The organism is Noviherbaspirillum galbum (assembly GCF_010974945.1).
Lineage (GTDB): Bacteria > Pseudomonadota > Gammaproteobacteria > Burkholderiales > Burkholderiaceae_D > Noviherbaspirillum > Noviherbaspirillum galbum.
In genome coordinates, this window is sequence record NZ_JAAIVB010000037.1 from 1 (window position 1) to 18,635 (window position 18,635).

Annotated in this window: 20 protein-coding genes and 2 tRNA genes; 12 read left to right on the plus strand and 10 right to left on the minus strand. The window is 63.6% G+C overall.

Going from position 1 to position 18,635, the window contains the following annotated elements; translation table 11 throughout:
- The 3 genes from G3574_RS28085 to G3574_RS10545 form a co-directional block, all read left to right on the plus strand.
- A partial coding sequence (locus G3574_RS28085) for a hypothetical protein (RefSeq protein ID WP_205609734.1) occupies positions 1-270 on the plus strand: 270 nt, incomplete at its 5' end.
- Positions 271-442: 172 nt separating this feature from the next.
- Positions 443-946, plus strand: coding sequence for a cupin domain-containing protein (locus G3574_RS10540; RefSeq protein ID WP_163962806.1), 504 nt, complete (start codon positions 443-445; stop codon positions 944-946).
- Between the two features lie 120 nt (positions 947-1,066).
- Positions 1,067-1,738 carry a ParA family protein gene (locus G3574_RS10545; protein ID WP_163962807.1) on the plus strand — a complete coding sequence of 224 codons (672 nt, stop codon included), beginning with the start codon at positions 1,067-1,069 and terminating at the stop codon, positions 1,736-1,738.
- A gap of 298 nt (positions 1,739-2,036) precedes the next feature.
- On the opposite strand, the gene G3574_RS10550 is transcribed toward G3574_RS10545, so the two are convergent.
- From G3574_RS10550 to metG, 6 genes are all read right to left on the minus strand, one after another.
- Entirely contained in the window at positions 2,037-2,918 is an 882-nt protein-coding gene (locus tag G3574_RS10550; RefSeq protein WP_163963345.1) for a cobalamin-binding protein, read from the minus strand.
- Between the two features lie 12 nt (positions 2,919-2,930).
- The gene (gene panC / locus G3574_RS10555; protein ID WP_163962809.1) at positions 2,931-3,770 is read right to left on the minus strand and encodes a pantoate--beta-alanine ligase; all 840 of its coding nucleotides are present in this window, start codon (positions 3,768-3,770) and stop codon (positions 2,931-2,933) included.
- A 35-nt stretch (positions 3,771-3,805) separates the two neighbouring features.
- On the minus strand, positions 3,806-4,654 hold the full coding sequence (locus tag G3574_RS10560; protein ID WP_163962811.1) for a segregation and condensation protein A: 849 nt from the start codon (positions 4,652-4,654) through the stop codon (positions 3,806-3,808).
- Between the two features lie 3 nt (positions 4,655-4,657).
- Complete coding sequence (locus G3574_RS10565; protein ID WP_163962813.1) at positions 4,658-4,861, minus strand: DUF3460 family protein; 204 nt, start codon at positions 4,859-4,861, stop codon at positions 4,658-4,660.
- A gap of 230 nt (positions 4,862-5,091) precedes the next feature.
- A complete protein-coding gene (locus G3574_RS10570) occupies positions 5,092-5,580 on the minus strand; it encodes a GNAT family N-acetyltransferase (protein ID WP_163962815.1) in 489 nt (162 codons plus the stop codon).
- 2 nt (positions 5,581-5,582) lie between these two features.
- Positions 5,583-7,661 carry a methionine--tRNA ligase gene (gene metG, locus G3574_RS10575; RefSeq protein ID WP_163962818.1) on the minus strand — a complete coding sequence of 693 codons (2,079 nt, stop codon included), beginning with the start codon at positions 7,659-7,661 and terminating at the stop codon, positions 5,583-5,585.
- Positions 7,662-7,823: 162 nt separating this feature from the next.
- On the opposite strand from metG, the gene gltX reads away from it, so the two are divergent.
- The 6 genes from gltX (at position 7,824) to G3574_RS10605 (ending at position 12,042) form a co-directional block, all read left to right on the plus strand.
- Positions 7,824-9,227: a glutamate--tRNA ligase gene (gene gltX, locus G3574_RS10580; protein WP_163962820.1), complete on the plus strand. Its 1,404-nt coding sequence runs from the start codon at positions 7,824-7,826 to the stop codon at positions 9,225-9,227.
- A 51-nt stretch (positions 9,228-9,278) separates the two neighbouring features.
- Positions 9,279-9,354, plus strand: a tRNA-Ala gene (locus G3574_RS10585).
- Positions 9,355-9,434: 80 nt separating this feature from the next.
- A tRNA-Glu gene (locus G3574_RS10590) sits at positions 9,435-9,510 on the plus strand.
- 140 nt (positions 9,511-9,650) lie between these two features.
- Positions 9,651-10,811: an elongation factor P maturation arginine rhamnosyltransferase EarP gene (gene earP, locus G3574_RS10595; protein ID WP_163962822.1), complete on the plus strand. Its 1,161-nt coding sequence runs from the start codon at positions 9,651-9,653 to the stop codon at positions 10,809-10,811.
- Between the two features lie 108 nt (positions 10,812-10,919).
- The gene (gene efp, locus G3574_RS10600; RefSeq protein WP_163962824.1) at positions 10,920-11,477 is read left to right on the plus strand and encodes an elongation factor P; all 558 of its coding nucleotides are present in this window, start codon (positions 10,920-10,922) and stop codon (positions 11,475-11,477) included.
- A 181-nt stretch (positions 11,478-11,658) separates the two neighbouring features.
- A complete protein-coding gene (locus tag G3574_RS10605; RefSeq protein WP_163962826.1) occupies positions 11,659-12,042 on the plus strand; it encodes a hypothetical protein in 384 nt (127 codons plus the stop codon).
- Between the two features lie 30 nt (positions 12,043-12,072).
- Here G3574_RS10605 and G3574_RS10610 read toward each other — a convergent pair whose 3' ends face one another.
- Complete coding sequence (locus tag G3574_RS10610) at positions 12,073-13,104, minus strand: NADP-dependent oxidoreductase (RefSeq protein ID WP_163962828.1); 1,032 nt, start codon at positions 13,102-13,104, stop codon at positions 12,073-12,075.
- A 326-nt stretch (positions 13,105-13,430) separates the two neighbouring features.
- Between G3574_RS10610 and G3574_RS10615 the strand changes: the two genes are divergently transcribed.
- Together G3574_RS10615 and purU are read left to right on the plus strand one after the other, a co-directional pair.
- Entirely contained in the window at positions 13,431-13,985 is a 555-nt protein-coding gene (locus G3574_RS10615; protein ID WP_163962831.1) for a bactofilin family protein, read from the plus strand.
- 192 nt (positions 13,986-14,177) lie between these two features.
- Complete coding sequence (gene purU / locus G3574_RS10620) at positions 14,178-15,047, plus strand: formyltetrahydrofolate deformylase (RefSeq protein WP_163962849.1); 870 nt, start codon at positions 14,178-14,180, stop codon at positions 15,045-15,047.
- A gap of 160 nt (positions 15,048-15,207) precedes the next feature.
- On the opposite strand, the gene G3574_RS10625 is transcribed toward purU, so the two are convergent.
- From G3574_RS10625 to yjgA, 3 genes are read right to left on the minus strand one after another with little or no spacing between them, the layout of a single operon-like run.
- Entirely contained in the window at positions 15,208-15,882 is a 675-nt protein-coding gene (locus G3574_RS10625) for an alpha/beta hydrolase (protein ID WP_163962851.1), read from the minus strand.
- 52 nt (positions 15,883-15,934) lie between these two features.
- Entirely contained in the window at positions 15,935-16,552 is a 618-nt protein-coding gene (gene mog / locus G3574_RS10630; RefSeq protein ID WP_163962853.1) for a molybdopterin adenylyltransferase, read from the minus strand.
- The gene (gene yjgA, locus G3574_RS10635; RefSeq protein WP_163962855.1) at positions 16,530-17,135 is read right to left on the minus strand and encodes a ribosome biogenesis factor YjgA; all 606 of its coding nucleotides are present in this window, start codon (positions 17,133-17,135) and stop codon (positions 16,530-16,532) included. The genes mog and yjgA overlap by 23 nt, the downstream gene beginning before the upstream one ends.
- Positions 17,136-17,251: 116 nt before the next feature.
- On the opposite strand from yjgA, the gene pmbA reads away from it, so the two are divergent.
- The gene (gene pmbA / locus G3574_RS10640) at positions 17,252-18,616 is read left to right on the plus strand and encodes a metalloprotease PmbA (RefSeq protein WP_163962858.1); all 1,365 of its coding nucleotides are present in this window, start codon (positions 17,252-17,254) and stop codon (positions 18,614-18,616) included.
- Positions 18,617-18,635: the final 19 nt, after the last annotated feature.

Consider the following 18,635-nt stretch of genomic DNA (forward strand, 5'->3'; position numbering starts at 1 on the left):
ATAGGTGCTGCATGTGCTTCACTGGAAGACGGCACGGCGCTCGCTGCGCTTCCGTCTGTCTGCGATGAATCGTTCATCGATGGAAGCAGTGTAGTGTTTGCGGATTCCACAAAAAAGCCGAAATGGCACAATGGACTATTCCGGAACTGGCAACAATCATGGTCGCTTCTTGCCCGCACACGTGACAGGTCTCTCGTGGAAATTTGCTTGAGTAATGTCAAAGCAAAAGTAGTGGGCGCTGGTAGTGGCGGGCCTGTCTTTCAATACTGAGTAGGCTGGCTTTTGATATGCCGCACAAGCCTGCAAGGGGGCCGACACCCATTTCGCGGCGCAGGGTTGGGAAAGACCAATGCGTCACGTCGAAATGCGGTCCCGGCATCGGGATCAACAGCAAGTGCCGCCGTGCCCGTCGAACGTGACGCCTCCGGCGCGGGAGAACATCATGAACGTTTTCCGGTTTGGCAATCCGCTGCAAGCTTCATTCGCCGTGCTGTCCATGCTCGTCGCGCTCCCCGCGATTGGCGCCGATGCGGCCAATGAAACGGTCTTCGTGGATCCTGGCAGCATCAAGTGGCAGGACGCGCCGCCCAGCCTGCCCAAGGGCGCGAAGATCGCCGTGCTGTCCGGCGATCCCGGCAAGGAAGGACCGATGGTCATCCGCTTGCGGGCGCCAGCGGGATACCGCATTCCGCCGCACTGGCATACCCAATCCGAATACCTGACCATCATTTCCGGCGCATTGACCATCGGCGGCGGCGACAACGTGAAGAAGGACGGCGAGCATGTCATGAAGGCCGGCGCCTTCCACTACCTGCCCGGCAAGGCGCATCACTATGCCTACGCCAAGGAAGCGACGGTGGTGCAGGTCCAGGGTACCGGGCCATTCGACATCAACTACGTGAACGACGCCGACGATCCGCAAAAGGCGGCCAAGTCCAAGCAATAGGGGCAGCCCGGCAGCGAACGCGGTCCGCTCTGGGGTGGGGTGGTGCTTGAAGGAAAGGCAAGGCTTCTGCTATGGTGGAAGCATTTTCCTTTCCTCATCATTCATCCAGCGGAGGTCCCCATGACCGTCATCGTCATTGCCAATCCCAAGGGCGGCGTTGGCAAGAGCACCATCGCCACCAACCTGGCCGGCTACCTTGCGCGGCAAGGACACAAGGTCATGCTGGGCGACGCCGACGTGCAGCAATCCTCCCGCGCCTGGCTGGCGCTGCGCCCGGGCAGCCTGCCCGCTATCGCATCCTGGGAAATCAGCGATGGCCAGGTGGGCAAGCCGCCGAAGGGGACGACGCACATCGTGCTGGACACCCCGGCCGGGCTGTCGGGTGCGCGGCTGGAAGAGACGCTGCGCATCGCCGACCGGGTCATCGTTCCCTTGCAGCCCTCGATGTTCGACATCCTCGCCACCCAGGCCTTCCTTCAGGATCTCGCTTCACGGCGCGGCAAGGCGAAGGTGGGCGTGGTTGGCATGCGGGTCAACCAGCGGACGCGCTCCGCCGACCAGCTCGGACATTACATGGAGCAGCTCGGACTGCCTGTGCTGGGACACCTGCGCGATACGCAGAACTACGTCCAACTTGCCGCGCACGGGCTGACGCTGTGGGATGTGGCGCCGTCGCGGGTGGAGCGCGACCTGGAGCAATGGGCTTCCGTCGTGGCCTGGGCTACCGGCGCGGTCGTTGCTCCTGGAGTTGGTGTTGCCAAGGTTGCGCAAGGCATGCTCGCCGCGGTATAGAGGTTGGCATTGTCGTCTGACTTTGTCATTCCGATCGCGACCGTTTTTTTCACAACACTCGGTCATCTCCACAACGCTCTGTCTCTTCTACAACGCTCTGTCATCCCCGCGCAGGCGTGGATCCTATTTCGGTTGTCCGGAGAAGCGCACAATGGGATTCCCGCCTCCACGGCAATGACGGAGCGTTGTGTGGATGACGGAGGCAGGTGGGGACGGCGGAAATAAGTGGGGATGCCAGCGCTAAACGCGGACGACAAAGGCGGCGACCGCGCCCCTCGAGAAAAACCTGCGTCTATGCCTAGCGTTCGCCGCGCGCCGCATCCAGCTGGCGGCACAACACCTCGGCCCCATCCAGGATGCGCGGCCCGTCGCGGTTGAGCAGGTTGCCGTCGACATGCAGCAGGTGGCCGCGCGCCACCGCTTTCATCCGGGGGAAACGCTGCCACATCGCTAGCGGGTCATCGTGTTCCCCGGTGCTCGCGAGCAGCACGTCCGGGTCTTCCTGCAGCACCGCCTCGACGGTGACCGTCGGCGCGATCATGCGCAGGTTGCCGAAGACGTTGCGGGCGCCGCACAGCTTCAGCACGCTGGAAGGCGTGGCGGCGTCGTTGAGCGTCATGAGGGGAGAGCGCCAGACCTGGTAGAACACCCGCAGCACGCTGCGGCCGCGATAGGCGGCGGCGATCCGTTCGAGACGCGCGCGGAAGGCGTCGGCGGCGCGCTTTCCCACGGCATCGGTCCCCGCGAGATGGGCGAGGCGTTCCATGGACGAGGGAATGCTTTCCAGGTCGTGGGGTTCGCTTTTGAAGAGCGGAATGCCCAGGGCCTCGAAGCGCGCAAGCTGGGTGCCGGTATTGCCATTGTTCCAGCCGACGATGAGGTCCGGCTTGAGCGCCAGGATGCGTTCGAAATCGAGCGACACGCCGCTGCCGACCGAAGGCAGCTTGCGGGCTTCGGGCGGGTAGTCGCTGAATTCCGTGACGCCGACCACCTGCGCGCCCGCGCCGGCGGCGAACAGCATCTCGGTGGTGTGGGGTGCGAGGCTGACGATGCGCCGCGCCGGGCCCGGCAGGGTCACCTGGCGCTGGGCGTCGTCGGTGACGCTCACCGCCGCCCTCGACTCCGCCGCGCAGGCCAGCGCGGCAAGCAAGCCGAGCACGCCAAACGAAGGCAAGGCCATCCGGCGCAAGGCTCAGATTTCCAGGTTGTCGATCAGGCGCGTCGTGCCGAGCTTGGCGGCCGCGACCACCACGAGGGGCTCGTTGTTGGCGAGGTCGCCGCCGGTCGGCGGCTGCAGGTCGGAACGCTTGCGGATGGCGATGTAGTCCGGCTTCCAGCCGCGACCGGCGAGCCTGGCCATGGCTGTGCGCTCCAGCTCGAACATGTCGAGATGCCCGGAACGCACTTCGTCCGCCACTTCGTTGAGCAGCCTGTAGAGCTGGGGCGCTTCGGCGCGTTCCTCGGCCGACAGGTAGCCGTTGCGCGAGGACAGGGCGAGGCCGTCGTCGGCGCGCCAGGTTTCGGCGGCGATGATCTCGGTGGGCAGCGCGAACTGCTTGGACATGTTGCGCACGATCATGAGCTGCTGGTAGTCCTTCTTGCCGAAGACCGCCACGCGCGGCTGTACGCACGAGAACAGCTTGAGCACAATGGTGGTCACGCCGGTGAAGAAGCCGGGGCGGAACTCGCCTTCGAGGATGTTGCCGAGCGTGTTGGGCGGCTGTACGCGGTATTCCTGCGGCTCGGGGTACATATCCCGCTCGGTGGGCGCGAACAGCACATACACGCCTTCCTTCTCGAGCTTGTCGATGTCGGCCTGGAAGGTGCGCGGGTATTTGTCGAAGTCTTCGTTGGGACCGAACTGCAGGCGGTTGACGAAGATCGATGCCACCACCGGATCCCCATGCTTGCGCGCCAGGCGCATCAGCGACAGGTGGCCTTCATGCAGGTTGCCCATGGTCGGGACGAAGGCGGTGCGCAGCTGGCCGCGCAGTTGGTCGCGCAGCTCGTCGATGGAAGAGATGATTTTCATGGCAGAAGAAATGCGAAGGAAAAATGGGCCCCGGTCTATTGCTCGCTCGGCGCGTAGGCGAGGCGGACATAGATCGGCGCGAAGGCCTCGGCCTGCGTGATCTCGATCAGGGTCTCCTTGGCCAGCTCGAGCAGGGCGATGAAGTTGACGACCACCACCGGCACGCCGCGCGACGGGTCGAACAGGTCGGCGAATTCCACGAAGCGGGTCGATTGCAGGCGTCTCAGGATGCTCGTCATGTGCTCGCGCACCGACAGCTCCTCGCGGCTGATGGTGTGGTGCTGCGTCAGCTTGGCGCGCTTGAGGATGTCGCCCCACACGGCCTGCAGCTCGCTCAGGTTGACGTCCGGCCAGCGGGTCACCACGCTCTGCTCGATGTGGATCTGCGCGCGCACGTAGTCGCGGCCGAGCTGGGGCAGGGCGTCGATCTGCTGCGCCGCCAGCTTCATCTGTTCATACTCGAGCAGCCGGCGCACGAGTTCGGCGCGCGGATCCTCGGCTTCCTCGCCGGTGTCGGACTTCTTGACCGGCAGCAGCATGCGCGACTTGATCTCGATGAGCATGGCCGCCATCAGCAGGTATTCGGCGGCGAGTTCGAGGTTGCGCGAGCGGATCTGGTCGACGTATTCCAGGTACTGGTGCGTAACCTGGGCCATCGGGATGTCGAGGATGTTGAAGTTCTGCTTGCGGATGAGGTAGAGCAGCAGGTCGAGCGGTCCCTGGAAGGCTTCGAGGAAGATTTCCAGCGCGTCGGGCGGAATGTAGAGATCGTTCGGCAGCTTGAACAGCGGCTCGCCGTACAGCTTGGCGAAAGCCACGCCGTCGATCACGTCCGGCGTGGAATCGGGCTGTCCGTCGAGCAGCAGGTCCTGCGGCGTGTTCACGTCTTAATGCTTGGACTGGTAGACGTAGGGCAGCTGCTTGACGCGGGATTCGTCGGCGCGGCGGCGGGCATCGAGGTCGATCGGCGCCTTGTCCCACAAGATGGCGCGGCCGGCGCGCTGGCCTTCCTCGATCTTCGGATTCTTGTCCTTCATGTCGTTGAGGAAATTTTCGAATTCGGAGACGTAGGCGGTTTGTTTTTTGAACATGATGGCGAAAGTGGGTAACAAGCTGGCGCTATTTTACCTTGCCTTGACAGCTCTTCCAGCAAAGAAATCCGGCGGGGATGCTAAATGTGCCACAGGGGACGGCGTATGGTGAAATGGGACTCCCGCCTGCGCGGGAATGACAGCGGGTGCTTTGCCGGATGCAGACAAGACCGACTTCCGTCCTTTCATCCTTGTCATCCCCGCGCAGGCGGGGATCCCATTTCCGAATTTCAATACCCCAGCTTCCTGCGCATCACCATCGGCGCCGGCTCGGCGGGATTGGCGTGCGCGTACTCCAGTTCCGGCGCGAGCTCGAAGCCATAGGCGGCATACAGGTCGAGCAGGCGCGCCTGGTCCGACCTCACCGCCAGCCGGAGTTCGCTGACGTCGGCTGCCAGCGCATGGTGGATCACCGCCTCGAGCAGGTCCTTGGACAGGTGCTCCCCGCGGCAGCCCGGCAGCACGCCCATGCGCATGATGTCCCAGATGCTGGAATCGGTGTCGTGCGGCATCCAGCGTACCGATCCGACCGCTTCCTCGTCGCGCAGGAGCACGAAGCCGCCGCCATGCTGCAGGTGTTCAAGCACGCGTACCGCGGTTTCCCGGTGGCCGCTGGACGTCACCGCCACTTTCCCGGACCAGCACGCCCGCGTCAGGTCGGCGATCAGCTGGGCATCGTCCAGCGTCGCCTCCCGCACCCGGATGGCGTGGCCAGGCATGGTTAGCGCACCCTCATGCCCGGTTCGGCGCCGGGCCAGGGGGTGAGGATGTACAGGCCGGGGTTGGCCTTCTCGTCGGCGCCCGAGGCAGCCAGCACCATGCCCTCCGAGATGCCGAACTTCATCTTGCGCGGCGCGAGATTGGCCACCATGATCGTCAGCTTGCCGACCAGGTCTTCCGGCTTGTAGGCCGACTTGATGCCCGAGAACACGTTGCGCATGCGGCCTTCGCCGACGTCGAGGGTCAGGCGCAGCAGCTTGTCCGAGCCTTCGACGTGCTCGCAGTTGACGATCTTCGCGATGCGCAGGTCGACCTTGGAAAAGTCGTCGATCTTGATCTCGGCGTCGATGGGTTCGATGTTGGCGGCGGGCGCCGCTGCGGTTTCGGGTGCGGTTGCGGACACGGCCGGTGCCGGCGGCTCGAACAGCGCATCCAGCATCTTCGGATCGACGCGTTGCATGAGGTGCTCGAAGGTGCCGATGGACTCGGGCAGCGTCTTCAGGTCGGCCCAAACGAGGTCGCGTTCCAGCTTGAACAGCGCGGACACCTTGCGTGCCAGCGCCGGCAGGATGGGCGCGAGGTAGATGGTCAGGCAGTAGAAGGCGCGCAGCAGGTTGCTGCAGACGTCCTGCAGTTCCTGGTTGTTGTCGGGGTTCTTCGCCAGTTCCCAGGGCTTCTTCGTGTCGACGTACTGGTTGATCTCGTCGGCCAGCGCCATGATCTGCCGGATCGCCTTGCCGAATTCACGGGCCTCGAAGGCGTCGCGGATCGCGCCTTCGCTCTCGGCGAAACGCGCGCGCCAGCCGGCGTCGTTGCCGCCATCGCTCAGCTTGCCGTCGAAGCGCTTGGTGATGAAGCCGGCGGCGCGGCTGGCGATGTTGACGTACTTGCCGATCAGGTCGGCGTTGACGCGCGAGACGAAGTCGTCGGGGTTGAAGTCGACGTCTTCCACCTTGGCGTTGAGCTTGGCGGCGATGTAGTAGCGCAGCCATTCCGGATTCATGCCGATGTCGAGGTAGCGCAGCGGCGAGATGCCGGTACCGCGCGACTTGGACATCTTTTCACCGCTGACGGTGATGAAGCCGTGCACGAACACGTTGCTCGGCACCTTGAAGCCCGAGAACTTCAGCATCGCCGGCCAGAACAGCGTATGGAAGTAGATGATGTCCTTGCCGATGAAGTGGTACTGCTCGGTCGTCGGGTCGGCCATGAAGGCGTCGTAGTCGCGGCCGGTCTTGTCGAAGTAATTCTTCAGCGAGGCGAGGTAGCCCACCGGCGCGTCCAGCCAGACGTAGAAGTACTTGCCCGGCGCGTCGGGGATCTCGATGCCGAAGTAGGGCGCGTCGCGGCTTATGTCCCAGTCGCCGAGGCCCTCGTCGCCATGCAGCCATTCCGCCGCCTTGTTCATGACTTCCGGCTGCAGGCGGTCCGTCGCCTGCGTCCATTCCTTCAGGAAGGCCACGCACTTCGGATCGGACAGCTGGAAGAAATAATGGTCGGAGGTCTTGAGCACCGGCGTGGCGCCGCTCAGCGTGGAATAGGGGTTCTTCAGGTCGGTCGGCGCGTAGACCGCGCTGCAGACCTCGCAGGAATCGCCGTACTGGTCCTTGGCGCCGCACTTCGGACACTCGCCCTTGATGTAGCGGTCGGGCAGGAACATGGCCTTGACCGGATCGAAGAACTGTTCGATGGTCTTGGTCGTGATGAGCTTCGCCTCGTCGCGCAGGCGGCGGTAGATTTCCTGGGACAGCGTGTGGTTTTCCGGCGCGTCGGTGGAATGCCAATTGTCGAAGCTGATGTGGAAGCCGTCGAGGTACTGCTGGCGGCCGGCGGCGATCTTCGCCACGAAATCCTGGGGCGTGACGCCGGCCTTTTCGGCGGCGATCATGATGGGCGCGCCGTGGGCATCGTCCGCGCCGACGAAGTGCACCTCGTTGCCCTGCATGCGCTGGAAACGCACCCAGATGTCGGCCTGGATGTATTCCATGATGTGGCCGATATGGAAGGCGCCGTTGGCATAGGGCAGGGCCGTGGTGACGAACAGCTTGCGGGGCGTGGTGGTGCGCGTTGCGGTGCTCATGGGCGGTGCGTGTCTTTTCGGGAAAACTGCCATTCTAGCAGCCGGCGGGCCGGGAGTGCCGCGGGCGGCGGACTCATGCCGGGGAAAGCCGCGGTGCATGTAAAATAACGCTTTTCCTCCGCAAACGACGGCTTTGGCACCCCAAGGCCGTTTTTCTTTACCATGACCGTCCGCACCCGATTCGCCCCCAGCCCGACCGGCTACCTGCACCTCGGCGGCGCCCGCACCGCGCTGTTTTCCTGGGCCTTCGCCCGCCACCATGGCGGTACCTTCATCCTCCGCATCGAGGACACCGACCTTGAGCGCTCCACGCCCGAGGCTGTGGAAGCGATTCTGCAAGGCATGCAATGGCTGGGCCTGCAGCACGACGAGGGACCGTTCTACCAGATGAAGCGCATGGACCGCTATCGCGAGGTGGTGGCGCAGATGCTGGACGCCGGCACCGCCTATTACTGCTACTGCTCGCCGGAAGAAGTCGAGGCCATGCGCGAACGTTTCCGCGCCGCAGGCGAGAAGCCTCGCTACGACGGCACCTGGCGTCCCGAGCCGGGCAAGACCTTGCCGACGGTGCCGGAAGGCATCAAGCCGGTGGTGCGCTTCAAGAACCCGATCGACGGCGACGTCACCTGGAACGACATGGTCAAGGGCCCGATCACGATTTCCAACCGCGAACTCGACGACCTCGTGATCGCCCGTCCCGACGGCACGCCGACCTACAACTTCTGCGTCGCGGTCGACGACTGGGACATGCAGATGACCCACGTTATCCGCGGCGACGACCACGTCAACAACACGCCCCGCCAGATCAACATACTGCGCGCGCTCGGCGCCACGCTGCCCGAGTACGGGCATGTGCCGATGATCCTCGGCGCCGACGGCGAGAAGCTGTCCAAGCGCCACGGCGCGGTGAGCGTGATGGAATACCCCGCCCAGGGATTCCTGCCGGAAGCGATGCTCAATTATCTCGCGCGCCTCGGCTGGAGCCACGGCGACGACGAGATCTTTTCGATGGAGCAGTTCACCCAGTGGTTCGACGTCGACCACCTGTCGAAGTCGCCGGCGCAGTTCAATCCCGAAAAGCTCGCCTGGCTCAACAACCACTACATCAAGTTGGCCGACAATGCGCGGCTGGCAGATCTCGCACGCCCGGTGCTGGAGCGCGAGGGCGCGCAGTTCGGCGGAGCGCCCGATCTCGCGCCGGTGATCGGCCTGCTCAAGGAGCGCGCCAACACCATCAACGAACTCGCCGACGCGGCCATGCTGTTCTACCGCCAGCCCGCGCCCGATGCCGCCCTCGTCACCCAGCACGTGACCGACGCGGTCAAGCCCGCGCTGGCGCAGCTTGCCGGCGCGCTTCGCGACGTCGAGTGGAACAAAGCGGCGATTGCGGCGTCCATGAAGGAAGTGCTGGCGGCGCACAAGCTCAAGATGCCGCAGCTCGCCATGCCCTTGCGCCTCATCGTGACCGGCCAGCTGCAAACGCCGGCGATCGATGCAGTGCTGGAATTGTTCGGACGCGAGACCGTGCTGAGCCGCCTCGGAAAATTTATTCAGGAAAATTCCTGAGCAGGCTTTACATGGGAGAAAAGCGTTTGCTATACTCTCGTTTCTTCGCAAGGGGGTATAGCTCAGCTGGGAGAGCGCTTGCATGGCATGCAAGAGGTCAGCGGTTCGATCCCGCTTACCTCCACCAAGCGACCTGAGATGTAAGCAGGTAGCATTAGCGAAAAGCAAGAAGATACGGTATAATAGGTCGCAGTTCGACAGGTTTCTGTCCCCATCGTCTAGAGGCCTAGGACATCACCCTTTCACGGTGAGTACCGGGGTTCGAATCCCCGTGGGGACGCCAGATAAAAGCGCCGCGCAAGAAATTGCGTGGCGCTTTTGCTTTGTGGGTCGCTTTCGAAATGTCGTTCGTTCCCGGAAGAACCGCTTCACGTTTTGTCCAAGCTCAGATCCAGATTTCGATCCATCAACGCGCATGACGCCATGACCACACCGCGCACCATCGACCTGTTCTGCCGCGTCGTCGACAACTACGGCGACATCGGCGTGTGCTGGCGGCTTGCGCGCCAGTTCGCGCACGAACATGGCATCGCGGTCCGGCTCTGGGTCGATGAGCTGGCGAGCTTCGCACGCATCCAGCCCGGCCTCGATCCTCGCCTTGATCTCCAGCACGTTCAGGGCGTCGAGGTGAGGCGCTGGACCGATTCCTTCGCCACGCCCGAGCCGACGCAGGTCGCCGACCTCGTCATCGAGGCCTTCGCATGCGATCTTCCCCCGGCAATGATCGACGCAATGGCACGGCGCGCCGTGCCGCCGGCATGGATCAACCTCGAATACCTGAGCGCGGAAGCATGGGTGGAGGGCTGTCACAAGATGGTCTCGCGCCATCCCTCGCTGGGCCTGGTCAAGCACTTCTTTTTCCCTGGCTTCACCGCGGCCACCGGCGGCTTGCCCGTGGAACGCGATCTTGCGGCGCGGCGCGCGGCATTCCAGTCCCGGCCTGAAAACGGCAAGGCCTTTCTCGCCAGCCTCGGCGTGCAGGTGCCCGATGGCGCGCTCACGGTCTCTGTGTTCTGCTACCCGGGCGCACCGCTCGATGCCTTGTTGCAGAAGGTCGGCAGGGACAATAACGGCAAGGAGCCGCCCGTGCTCCTGCTGGTGCCGGAGGGTGTGGCGCGCGAGGCGGTGGAGCGCTTCCTCGGCCAGCCCGCGCATGCCGGCGCGTCGGGATGGCGCGGCGCCGCCGGCGTGCATGTGCTGCCCTTCGTCGAACAGGGCGACTATGACCGCCTGCTCTGGTCGTGTGACCTGAACCTCGTGCGGGGCGAGGATTCCTTCGTCCGCGCGCAATGGGCGGCGCGGCCGTTCGTGTGGCACATCTATCCCCAGGACGATGGCGCGCACTGGACCAAGCTCGACGCCTTCCTCTCGCGCTTCACCGCCGGCCTCGCGCCGGACGATGCGGCGATCCTGCGCGCCATGTGGTCCGCCTGGAACGGCGGGGGAGACCTCGAGCCCGCGTGGACATCCTTCCTGGCGGCACGGGAAAGATTGGCAATGCATGCCCTGCAATGGTCCGGAACGCTCGCAAAAAATGGCGATCTGGCGGCCAAGCTGATTCAGTTCGCGCAGGAAATCGGTTAAGATACAAGGCTTTACCAAGAAGACGCCGGTGTCGCGCGCGGCCAGGCGCTGAATCCAACCACGGGCTCTCTCCGAGCTTTACACTCTCAGTAGATTAGTAGATACCATATGAAAACCGCACAAGAAGTCCGCGTCGGCAACGTCGTCATGATCGGCACCGAGCCGATGGTCGTCCTCAAGGCTGAATACAACAAGTCCGGCCGCAACGCCGCCGTGGTCAAGATGAAGATGAAGAACCTGCTGACCAGCGCCGGCCAGGAAACCGTCTACAAGGCCGACGACAAGTTCGACGTCGTCATCCTTGAGAAGAAGGAAGTGACCTACTCCTACTTCGCCGATCCGCTGTATGTCTTCATGGACGCCGACTACAACCAGTACGAAGTCGAAGCCGAAAACATGGGCGACGCGCTGAATTACCTGCAGGACGCAATGGCTTGCGAAGTGGTGTTCTACAACGGCAAGGCCATCTCCGTCGAACTGCCCACCACCATCGTCCGCGAAATCACCTACACCGAGCCGGCCGTCAAGGGCGACACCTCGGGCAAGGTCCTGAAGCCCGCGAAGATTTCCACCGGCTATGAAATTCCGGTTCCGCTCTTCGTTGAAATCGGCGACAAGATCGAAATCGACACCCGCACCGGCGAATACCGCAGCCGCAGCAAGTAAGTACAAGGGTCGGGCCGGCTGGGCCGGCAAGCAGGAAGAAGGCGCCGCAGGAGCAATCCGCGGCGCTTTTTTGTTGGCCTTGCGCCGGATGACCGGCGCGCAATATTGCCCTGCGGTCACGACGCGTTATACACTGCCCGCTGTCATCCATCCTTTCAGTCAATCCAGGAATTCCCAGCCGATGAAGACCTTGTCACTGACCGCCGTCTCCCTCAGCATTGCCCTGCTGGCAGGTTGCGCCAATTTCAAGCTGCCCGGATTCGGCGACAGCGAACCGAAGGTCGAGGCGCCTGTACGCAAGGTGGCGCGCAACCCCGACCTGCCGCAGCAGACCATCGAGGTCGCGGACGCGGACGGCAAGGTAACGGTGCAAAAGGTGGAATTCCGTTCGGGCGTGTCGTCCGCCACGGTCGAGCGCCTTGCACAGCGCTTCGGCTGCACCGGCCGCGCCGGCGCCGGCCTCGTCACCGACAAGGGGCCGGTCGAGGTCTACCGGCTGCAGTGCGACAACGGCACGACCTTCATGGCGAAATGCGAATTGCGGCAGTGCCGCCCCCTGCGCTGACCGGCAGGGCAGGGCGGCACCTGGGGTGACTCAGGCTTCGTCGCCCACCTTCAGGATCAGCTTGCCGAAGTTTTTCCCTTCGAACAGCATAAGCAGGGCTTCCGGGAATTTCTCCAGGCCTTCGACGATGTCTTCGCGCGTCTTGAAGCTGCCTGCCTGCATCCACTTTGCCATTTCGGCCACCGCGACGGGATAGCGGTCGGCGTAGTCGAACACCACGATGCCTTCCATGCGGGCGCGGTTGACCAGCAGCGAGAGGTAGTTGGCGGGGCCCTTCACCGGCGTGGTGTTGTTGTACTGCGAGATCGCGCCGCAGATGATGATGCGCGCCTTCATGTTGATGCGGGTGAGCACATCGTCCAGGATCTCGCCGCCGACGTTGTCGAAGTACACATCCACGCCCTTCGGGCAATGCTGCTTCAAGCCCTCGCGCACCGAGCCGTTCTTGTAGTCGATGCAGGCGTCGAAGCCGAGTTCGTTGACCACGAAATCACATTTGTCCTTGCCGCCGGCGATGCCGACCACGCGGCAACCCTTCTGCCGCGCGACCTGGCCCACCGTCTGGCCCACCGCGCCGGCCGCGCCGGACACCACCACCGTCTCGCCGGCTTTGGGCTGGCCGACGTCGAGCAGGCCGAAATAGGCGGTCATGCCGGGCATGCCGAGCGCGTTCAGGTACTTGGGAAGGGGGGCCGCCTTCGGGTCGACCTTGTACAGGCCGGCCGTTTTGTCGTCCGCCGGGCCGACCCAGTAATTCTGCACGCCGATCGCGCCGGACACGTAGTCGCCCACCGCGAATTTCGGCGAACGCGAGGCGACGACCTTCCCGAGGCCACCCGCGCGCATCACTTCATCGATCATGACGGGGCGGATGTAGGACTTGCCTTCGTTCATCCAGCCGCGCATGGCCGGGTCCAGGGAGAGGTAGATTGCCTTGACGACGACTTCGCCTTCAGCAGGCTCGCGCAACGGCTCGGTGGTGAATTTCCAGTCGGTCGGTTTTGGCATGCCGACGGGGCGGGCGGCGAGGCGGAACTGCTGGTTCGTCAAGGTCGTTGTCATGTCGAGGTCTCCTGGTAGGCAAGGTGTTTCAGTGTGGTAGAGCGTGGGCTACTATACAATAAATTTGAACGGTCGTGCTTTTTTCAAAAAAGATGTAACCGAGTTGTTTTCCCTTGGAACTTTCCGTCGAGAACAAAGCCGAAGCAGGGCATGACGGCATTGCCGCGGTTCAAGAAGCGATTTTTGCGGCTTCAGCGTCAATGCCAGTCGATGGGCCCTCTTGAGAACACAAGATCAGGATGCATCGAGGGCTCATGCGGGATGCGGACGCGTCCCGGATTATCGCAATACCAGGTTGACCACTCACGTTACTCTCAGGAGATCACATGCTTCGTTCCGAAAACCTCTTTGGCAAAAAAGATTCCAACACCCCGAACTCCCCGCTCCAGACCAGCAGCGGCATCGTTCCGACTGGTTCCGCGACGGGCTTGCCGAAGTCGGTTGCGCCGATCACTGGCAACACCGGCGCCATGGGCGCCGCCGCTCCTGCCGCTGACACCAGCACGTCCAGCACCAACGAAGTCGGCAGCAAGCTGATCGTCGGCCCGAACATCAAGCTCAAGGGCGTCGAGATCACCGATTGCGACACGCTCGTGGTCGAAGGCCGTGTCGAAGCCACCATCGATTCCCGCGTGATCCAGATCGCCGACATCGGCGCCTTCAAGGGTTCCGCCGAAATCGACATCGCCGAGATCCGCGGCGAATTCGACGGCGACCTGACCGTCCGCCAAAAGCTGGTTATCTACTCCACCGGCAAGGTCACCGGCAAGGTCCGCTATGGCAAGCTCGTCATCGAAGAAGGCGGCCAGCTGTCCGGCGACATCCAGGTTGGCACCTCCGCCGCGGCCAACAAGGGCCTGACCGTCGCCAAGGTCGGCTGATCGGCCTGCGTTCGGTATCTGGCGGCGCCGCCCTTAAACCAGGCACGCCGCCCGCGATACGACACGAAACCCGGATGCGCCCGCATCCGGGTTTTTGTTTTCCCTTTCCCAGCCGTGCGACAATAGCGGTTTCTTCGCATTCGACATCGCAGCCCGGCGCCGGCAGACGGCACGGCATCGACCTTCCTCATCATGACGCACCCGGAATACATCCTGACCCTGTCTTGTCCCGATCACCGCGGCATCGTGCATCGCGTCTCGGGCTTCCTCGCCGAGAACGGCTGCAACATCATCGACTCCGCCCAGTTCGGCGATGCCCAGTCCCAGCTCTTTTTCATGCGCGTTCACTTCGCCTCGGAAGACGCGTCGATCAGCGACGAAACCCTCCGCGCACGCTTCGCCGAAGTCGCCCGCGAGCTGAAGATGAACGCCGAGCTGCATGATGCGCACAAGAAGCCGCGCATGATGATCATGGTGTCCAAGATCGGGCACTGCCTCAACGACCTGCTGTTCCGCTACCGCAGCGGCCTGCTGCACGTTGAAATTCCCGCGATCGTCTCCAACCACACCGAGTTCTACCAGCTCGCCGCCAGCTACAACATTCCCTTCCACCACCTGCCGCTCAAGGCCGGCGCCTCGCCGGAAGCCAAGCGCATCCAGGAGGAGCGGGTGCTGGAGATCGTGCGAGACAACGACATCGACCTCGTCGTCCTCGCACGCTACATGCAGATCCTCTCGCCCCAGCTCTGCGAAGCCTTGCGCGGCCGTGCGATCAACATCCACCATTCCTTCCTGCCCAGCTTCAAGGGCGCGAAGCCCTACTACCAGGCGCACGAACGCGGCGTGAAGCTCATCGGCGCCACCGCGCATTTCGTGACCAGCGACCTCGACGAGGGCCCGATCATCGAGCAGGACGTGGAACGGGTTGATCACGCGATGGAACCGGAAACCCTGACCGCCATCGGCCGCGACGTGGAATGCGTGGTGCTGGCGCGCGCGGTGAAGTGGTTCGTCGAGCAAAGGATTCTGCTCAACGGGCACAAGACGGTGGTGTTCAAGTAATAGAAGGCGGGAGTTCTTGAAGCCCGCGCTACGTGCTGTCATTCCCGCGAAGGCGGGAATCCCATTGCGGGTTTCTCCGGACGGCTGAAACGGGATTCCCGCCTTCGCGGGAATGACGGGGGCATTGGCAAATGAGCGCGACGAACGGAGCGTGTCCCTCCTAGTTCCCCAATACCCTCCGCAACCACCCGCTCACATCCCGCACTTCCTCCGCGCAAACCGAATGCGGCATCCCGTACGCATGCCACTCCACCTCATACCCCAACCCCACCAGCACATCCCGAGACTGTTCCGCCCGCGCGATCGGAATCACCGGATCATGCGTGCCATGGCAAAGAAAGATCGGCGTCCCCTGGTTGGCCGCATGCCGTTCCTGTGCCACGACGGCATGCAGCGGCAGATACCCTGACAGGCAGAGCAACCCTGCCAGTGCCTCCGGATGGCGCAAACCGGTCTGCAGTGTCATCGCGCAGCCTTGCGAGAAGCCGGCGAGCACGATGCGGTTCGCGGGAATGCCGCGCGCCTTTTCATGGGCGATGAATTCCTCGACCAGGGCCTGCGAGCTGCGCAGGCCGCCTTCGTCTTCCCGCCGCACCAGGTCCACGCCGAGAATGTCGTACCACGCCCGCATGACGTAGCCGTTGTTGACGGTGACCGGCATTGTGGGGGCGTGGGGGAAGATGAAGCGGATGTCCGGAAGACCGGTGCGATCGAGTTCATGCACGATGGGCACGAAGTCGCTGCCGTCCGCGCCCAGTCCGTGCAGCCAGATGACGGAGGCCGACGGAGCCGGGCCGGTGCTGAGTTCGATGAATTCGAGTTGGGGTGTGCTCATGCTGCTCCTTGAAAGTGTTGCCGGCCAACCGGAGCAGCGCGCGTGCGCCGGTTTATTTCTGCCGGATGGCGGACTTGGGCCGGAACGCCTTGCAGACGGCCTCGTGCGTCTCGATGTAGGGCCCGCCGATGAGGTCGATGCAGTAGGGTACGGCCGCGAAGATGCCGGGCACGAGTTGCTTTCCTTCCGCATCCTTCAGGCCTTCCAGCGTCTCCTTGATTGACTTCGGCTGGCCGGGAAGATTCATGATGAGCGCGGCGTGATCGGCGGTTTCGCGGATCACCGCCACCTGGCGGGAAAGGATGGCGGTCGGCACGAACCGCAGGCTGATCTGGCGCATCTGCTCGCCGAAGCCGGGCATTTCCTTGGTGGCCACCGCCAGCGTGGCTTCGGGCGTGACGTCGCGCCGCGCGGGGCCGGTGCCGCCGGTGGTCAGCACCAGGTCGCAGCCTGCCTCGTCGACGAGTTCGATCAGCGCCTGCTCGATGCGCGCGCGCTCGTCGGGAATGAGCCGGGTCGCCATCTGCCAGGGGCTGGCGAGGGCCGACGAGAACCAGTCGCGCAGCGCAGGGATGCCCTGGTCTTCATAGACGCCGCTGGAAGCGCGGTCGGAGATCGACACCAGGCCGATCAGCAACTCGTCGGGGTCATTCCTCGTCAGTCTGCTCATCGTCGTCCTGCGCATCGGTCGGGGTGGGATTGGCCTTGGCCGCGCCGGCGGCCAGGTCCTTGAGCACCTGGAAGATCTCGCGGTAAGCCTTGGGCGGCTTGCTCTCCGCCTGCTCCTTGCGGGCATTGCGGATGAGCGTGCGCAGCTTCTGCACGTCCACGTCGGGATATTGCTGCTTGAGGTCAGTCAGCGCGCCGTCGTCGGCCAGCAGCTTGTCGCGCCGGCGTTCAAGCGCATGCAGCGCGGCGGTTTCCGCCTTGGACGCGCCTTTCCAGCTGTCGATCACGCGCTGGATGGCGGCGATTTCTTCCTCTTCGAGCGTGCGCATCTTCTTGCCGACGTACTGCATCTGCCGGCGGCGCCCTTCGTGATCCTTGATCTTCTGGCATTCGAGGATGGCTTCGCGCACGTCCTCGGGCATCGGCACGCGCTTCACGCGGTCCTTGGGTTGCGAAACCAGTTCTTCGCCCAGCTCCTGGAGCGCGGTCATCTCGCGCTTGAGCTGGGACTTGGACGGGCGGTCGTACTTTTGCTCGAACTCGGCGGAGTTGAAGCCGACGGCGCCCCGGTTGGGATTGACCATGATAGAGAATAGAGTGAGAGAGCCGGGCGGCGCGGCAAGGCGCGTCGCGCATCAAGGGCTTTTTGGCAACGGCTGATATGATAACCGTTTTAAATCGAAACGAGAAAAACAAGCCCATGAGCAACTCCGTTTTTACCCAAACCCAGGACCAGTTGAGAGAGATTGCGCAGGACGTGCTTCGTTTCGCCCGGGAAATCGGAGCATCGGATGCCGGCGTGGAAATCAGCGAAGGCAACGGCCTCGCGGTCACGGTGCGCAAGGGCAGCATCGAGACGATAGAACAGAACAAGGACAAGGGCATCGGCGTGACGGTGTACCTGGGGGAGCAGGGGCACGTGCGGCGCGGCAATGCCAGCACCTCCGACTTCTCTCGGCGTTCGCTCAAGGACACGGTCGAGGCGGCCTACAACATCGCGCGCTTCACCGCCGAGGACGACTGCGCCGGCCTGCCCGACGCGGATACCCTCGAAATGTCGCCGCGCGACCTGGACCTCTTCTATCCCTGGACCATTTCCACGGAAGAAGCGGTGGAGATCGCCAAGCGCTGCGAAGGCGCGGCCTTCGCGGTGGACAAGCGTATCACCAACTCGGAGGGCGCCAGCGTCTATGCGCAGCAGTCGCATTTCGTGATGGCGAATTCGCGCGGCTTCATGGGCGGCTATCCCTTTTCCCGCCATACCGTCTCGGTGGCGCCGATCGCCGGCCGGGGCGGCAACATGCAGCGCGATGACTGGTATTCGTCGTCGCGCGACCCCGGCAAGCTTGCCAAGCCCGAAGACATCGGCCGCTACGCCGCGGAGCGCGCGCTGGCCCGCCTGCAGGCACGCAAGCTCGATACCCGCAAATGCCCGGTGCTGTTCGAGGCGCCGCTGGCGGCCGGCCTGCTCGGAGCCTTCGTGCAGGCCGTGTCGGGAGGCGCGTTGTACCGCAAGTCCACCTTCCTGCTCGATTCCCTTGGCAAGCCGGTGTTCGCGCCGCACATCCAGGTGGTGGAAGATCCGCACCTGCCGGGCGCGGTGGGTTCCTCGCCCTTCGACGAGGAAGGCGTGAAGACCGTGCAGCGCGAGGTGGTGAAGGACGGCGTCGTGCAGGGATATTTCCTGTCGAGCTATTCCGCGCGCAAGCTTGGCATGCGGACGACCGGCAATGCCGGCGGCTCGCACAACCTCAGGATCACGTCGGACCTTACCCGTCCCGAAGATGACTTCCGCGCCATGCTGCGCAAGCTCGGCACGGGCCTGCTGGTCACCGACCTGATGGGGCAGGGCGTGAACTACGTGACCGGCGACTATTCTCGCGGCGCATCGGGTTTCTGGGTGGAAAATGGCGAGATCCAGTACCCGGTGGAAGAGATCACGATCGCTGGCAACATGAAGGACATGTTCATGCAGATAGCGGGCATCGGCGCCGACACGCTGATCCGCGGTACGAAGGAGACCGGGTCGATTCTGATCGAGAGCATGACGGTGGCCGGAGGTTGAGGGCAGGGTGAGAGCCAGT

Bases quoted from the DNA above. Each gene is read 5' to 3' on its own strand.
- panC (WP_163962809.1), bottom strand. From the start codon at position 3,770: ATGAAAATCATCTCTTCCATCGACGAGCTGCGCGACCAACTGCGCGGC.
- metG (WP_163962818.1), bottom strand. From the start codon at position 7,661: ATGAGCACCGCAACGCGCACCACCACGCCCCGCAAGCTGTTCGTCACC.
- pmbA (WP_163962858.1), top strand. From the start codon at position 17,252: ATGAGCAACTCCGTTTTTACCCAAACCCAGGACCAGTTGAGAGAGATT.
- earP (WP_163962822.1), top strand. From the start codon at position 9,651: ATGACCACACCGCGCACCATCGACCTGTTCTGCCGCGTCGTCGACAAC.
- G3574_RS10625 (WP_163962851.1), bottom strand. From the start codon at position 15,882: ATGAGCACACCCCAACTCGAATTCATCGAACTCAGCACCGGCCCGGCT.
- mog (WP_163962853.1), bottom strand. From the start codon at position 16,552: ATGAGCAGACTGACGAGGAATGACCCCGACGAGTTGCTGATCGGCCTG.
- G3574_RS10565 (WP_163962813.1), bottom strand. From the start codon at position 4,861: ATGTTCAAAAAACAAACCGCCTACGTCTCCGAATTCGAAAATTTCCTC.
- yjgA (WP_163962855.1), bottom strand. From the start codon at position 17,135: ATGGTCAATCCCAACCGGGGCGCCGTCGGCTTCAACTCCGCCGAGTTC.
- G3574_RS10615 (WP_163962831.1), top strand. From the start codon at position 13,431: ATGCTTCGTTCCGAAAACCTCTTTGGCAAAAAAGATTCCAACACCCCG.
- efp (WP_163962824.1), top strand. From the start codon at position 10,920: ATGAAAACCGCACAAGAAGTCCGCGTCGGCAACGTCGTCATGATCGGC.
- G3574_RS10610 (WP_163962828.1), bottom strand. From the start codon at position 13,104: ATGACAACGACCTTGACGAACCAGCAGTTCCGCCTCGCCGCCCGCCCC.
- G3574_RS10605 (WP_163962826.1), top strand. From the start codon at position 11,659: ATGAAGACCTTGTCACTGACCGCCGTCTCCCTCAGCATTGCCCTGCTG.
- G3574_RS10570 (WP_163962815.1), bottom strand. From the start codon at position 5,580: ATGCCTGGCCACGCCATCCGGGTGCGGGAGGCGACGCTGGACGATGCC.
- purU (WP_163962849.1), top strand. From the start codon at position 14,178: ATGACGCACCCGGAATACATCCTGACCCTGTCTTGTCCCGATCACCGC.
- gltX (WP_163962820.1), top strand. From the start codon at position 7,824: ATGACCGTCCGCACCCGATTCGCCCCCAGCCCGACCGGCTACCTGCAC.
- G3574_RS10540 (WP_163962806.1), top strand. From the start codon at position 443: ATGAACGTTTTCCGGTTTGGCAATCCGCTGCAAGCTTCATTCGCCGTG.
- G3574_RS10550 (WP_163963345.1), bottom strand. From the start codon at position 2,918: ATGGCCTTGCCTTCGTTTGGCGTGCTCGGCTTGCTTGCCGCGCTGGCC.
- G3574_RS10545 (WP_163962807.1), top strand. From the start codon at position 1,067: ATGACCGTCATCGTCATTGCCAATCCCAAGGGCGGCGTTGGCAAGAGC.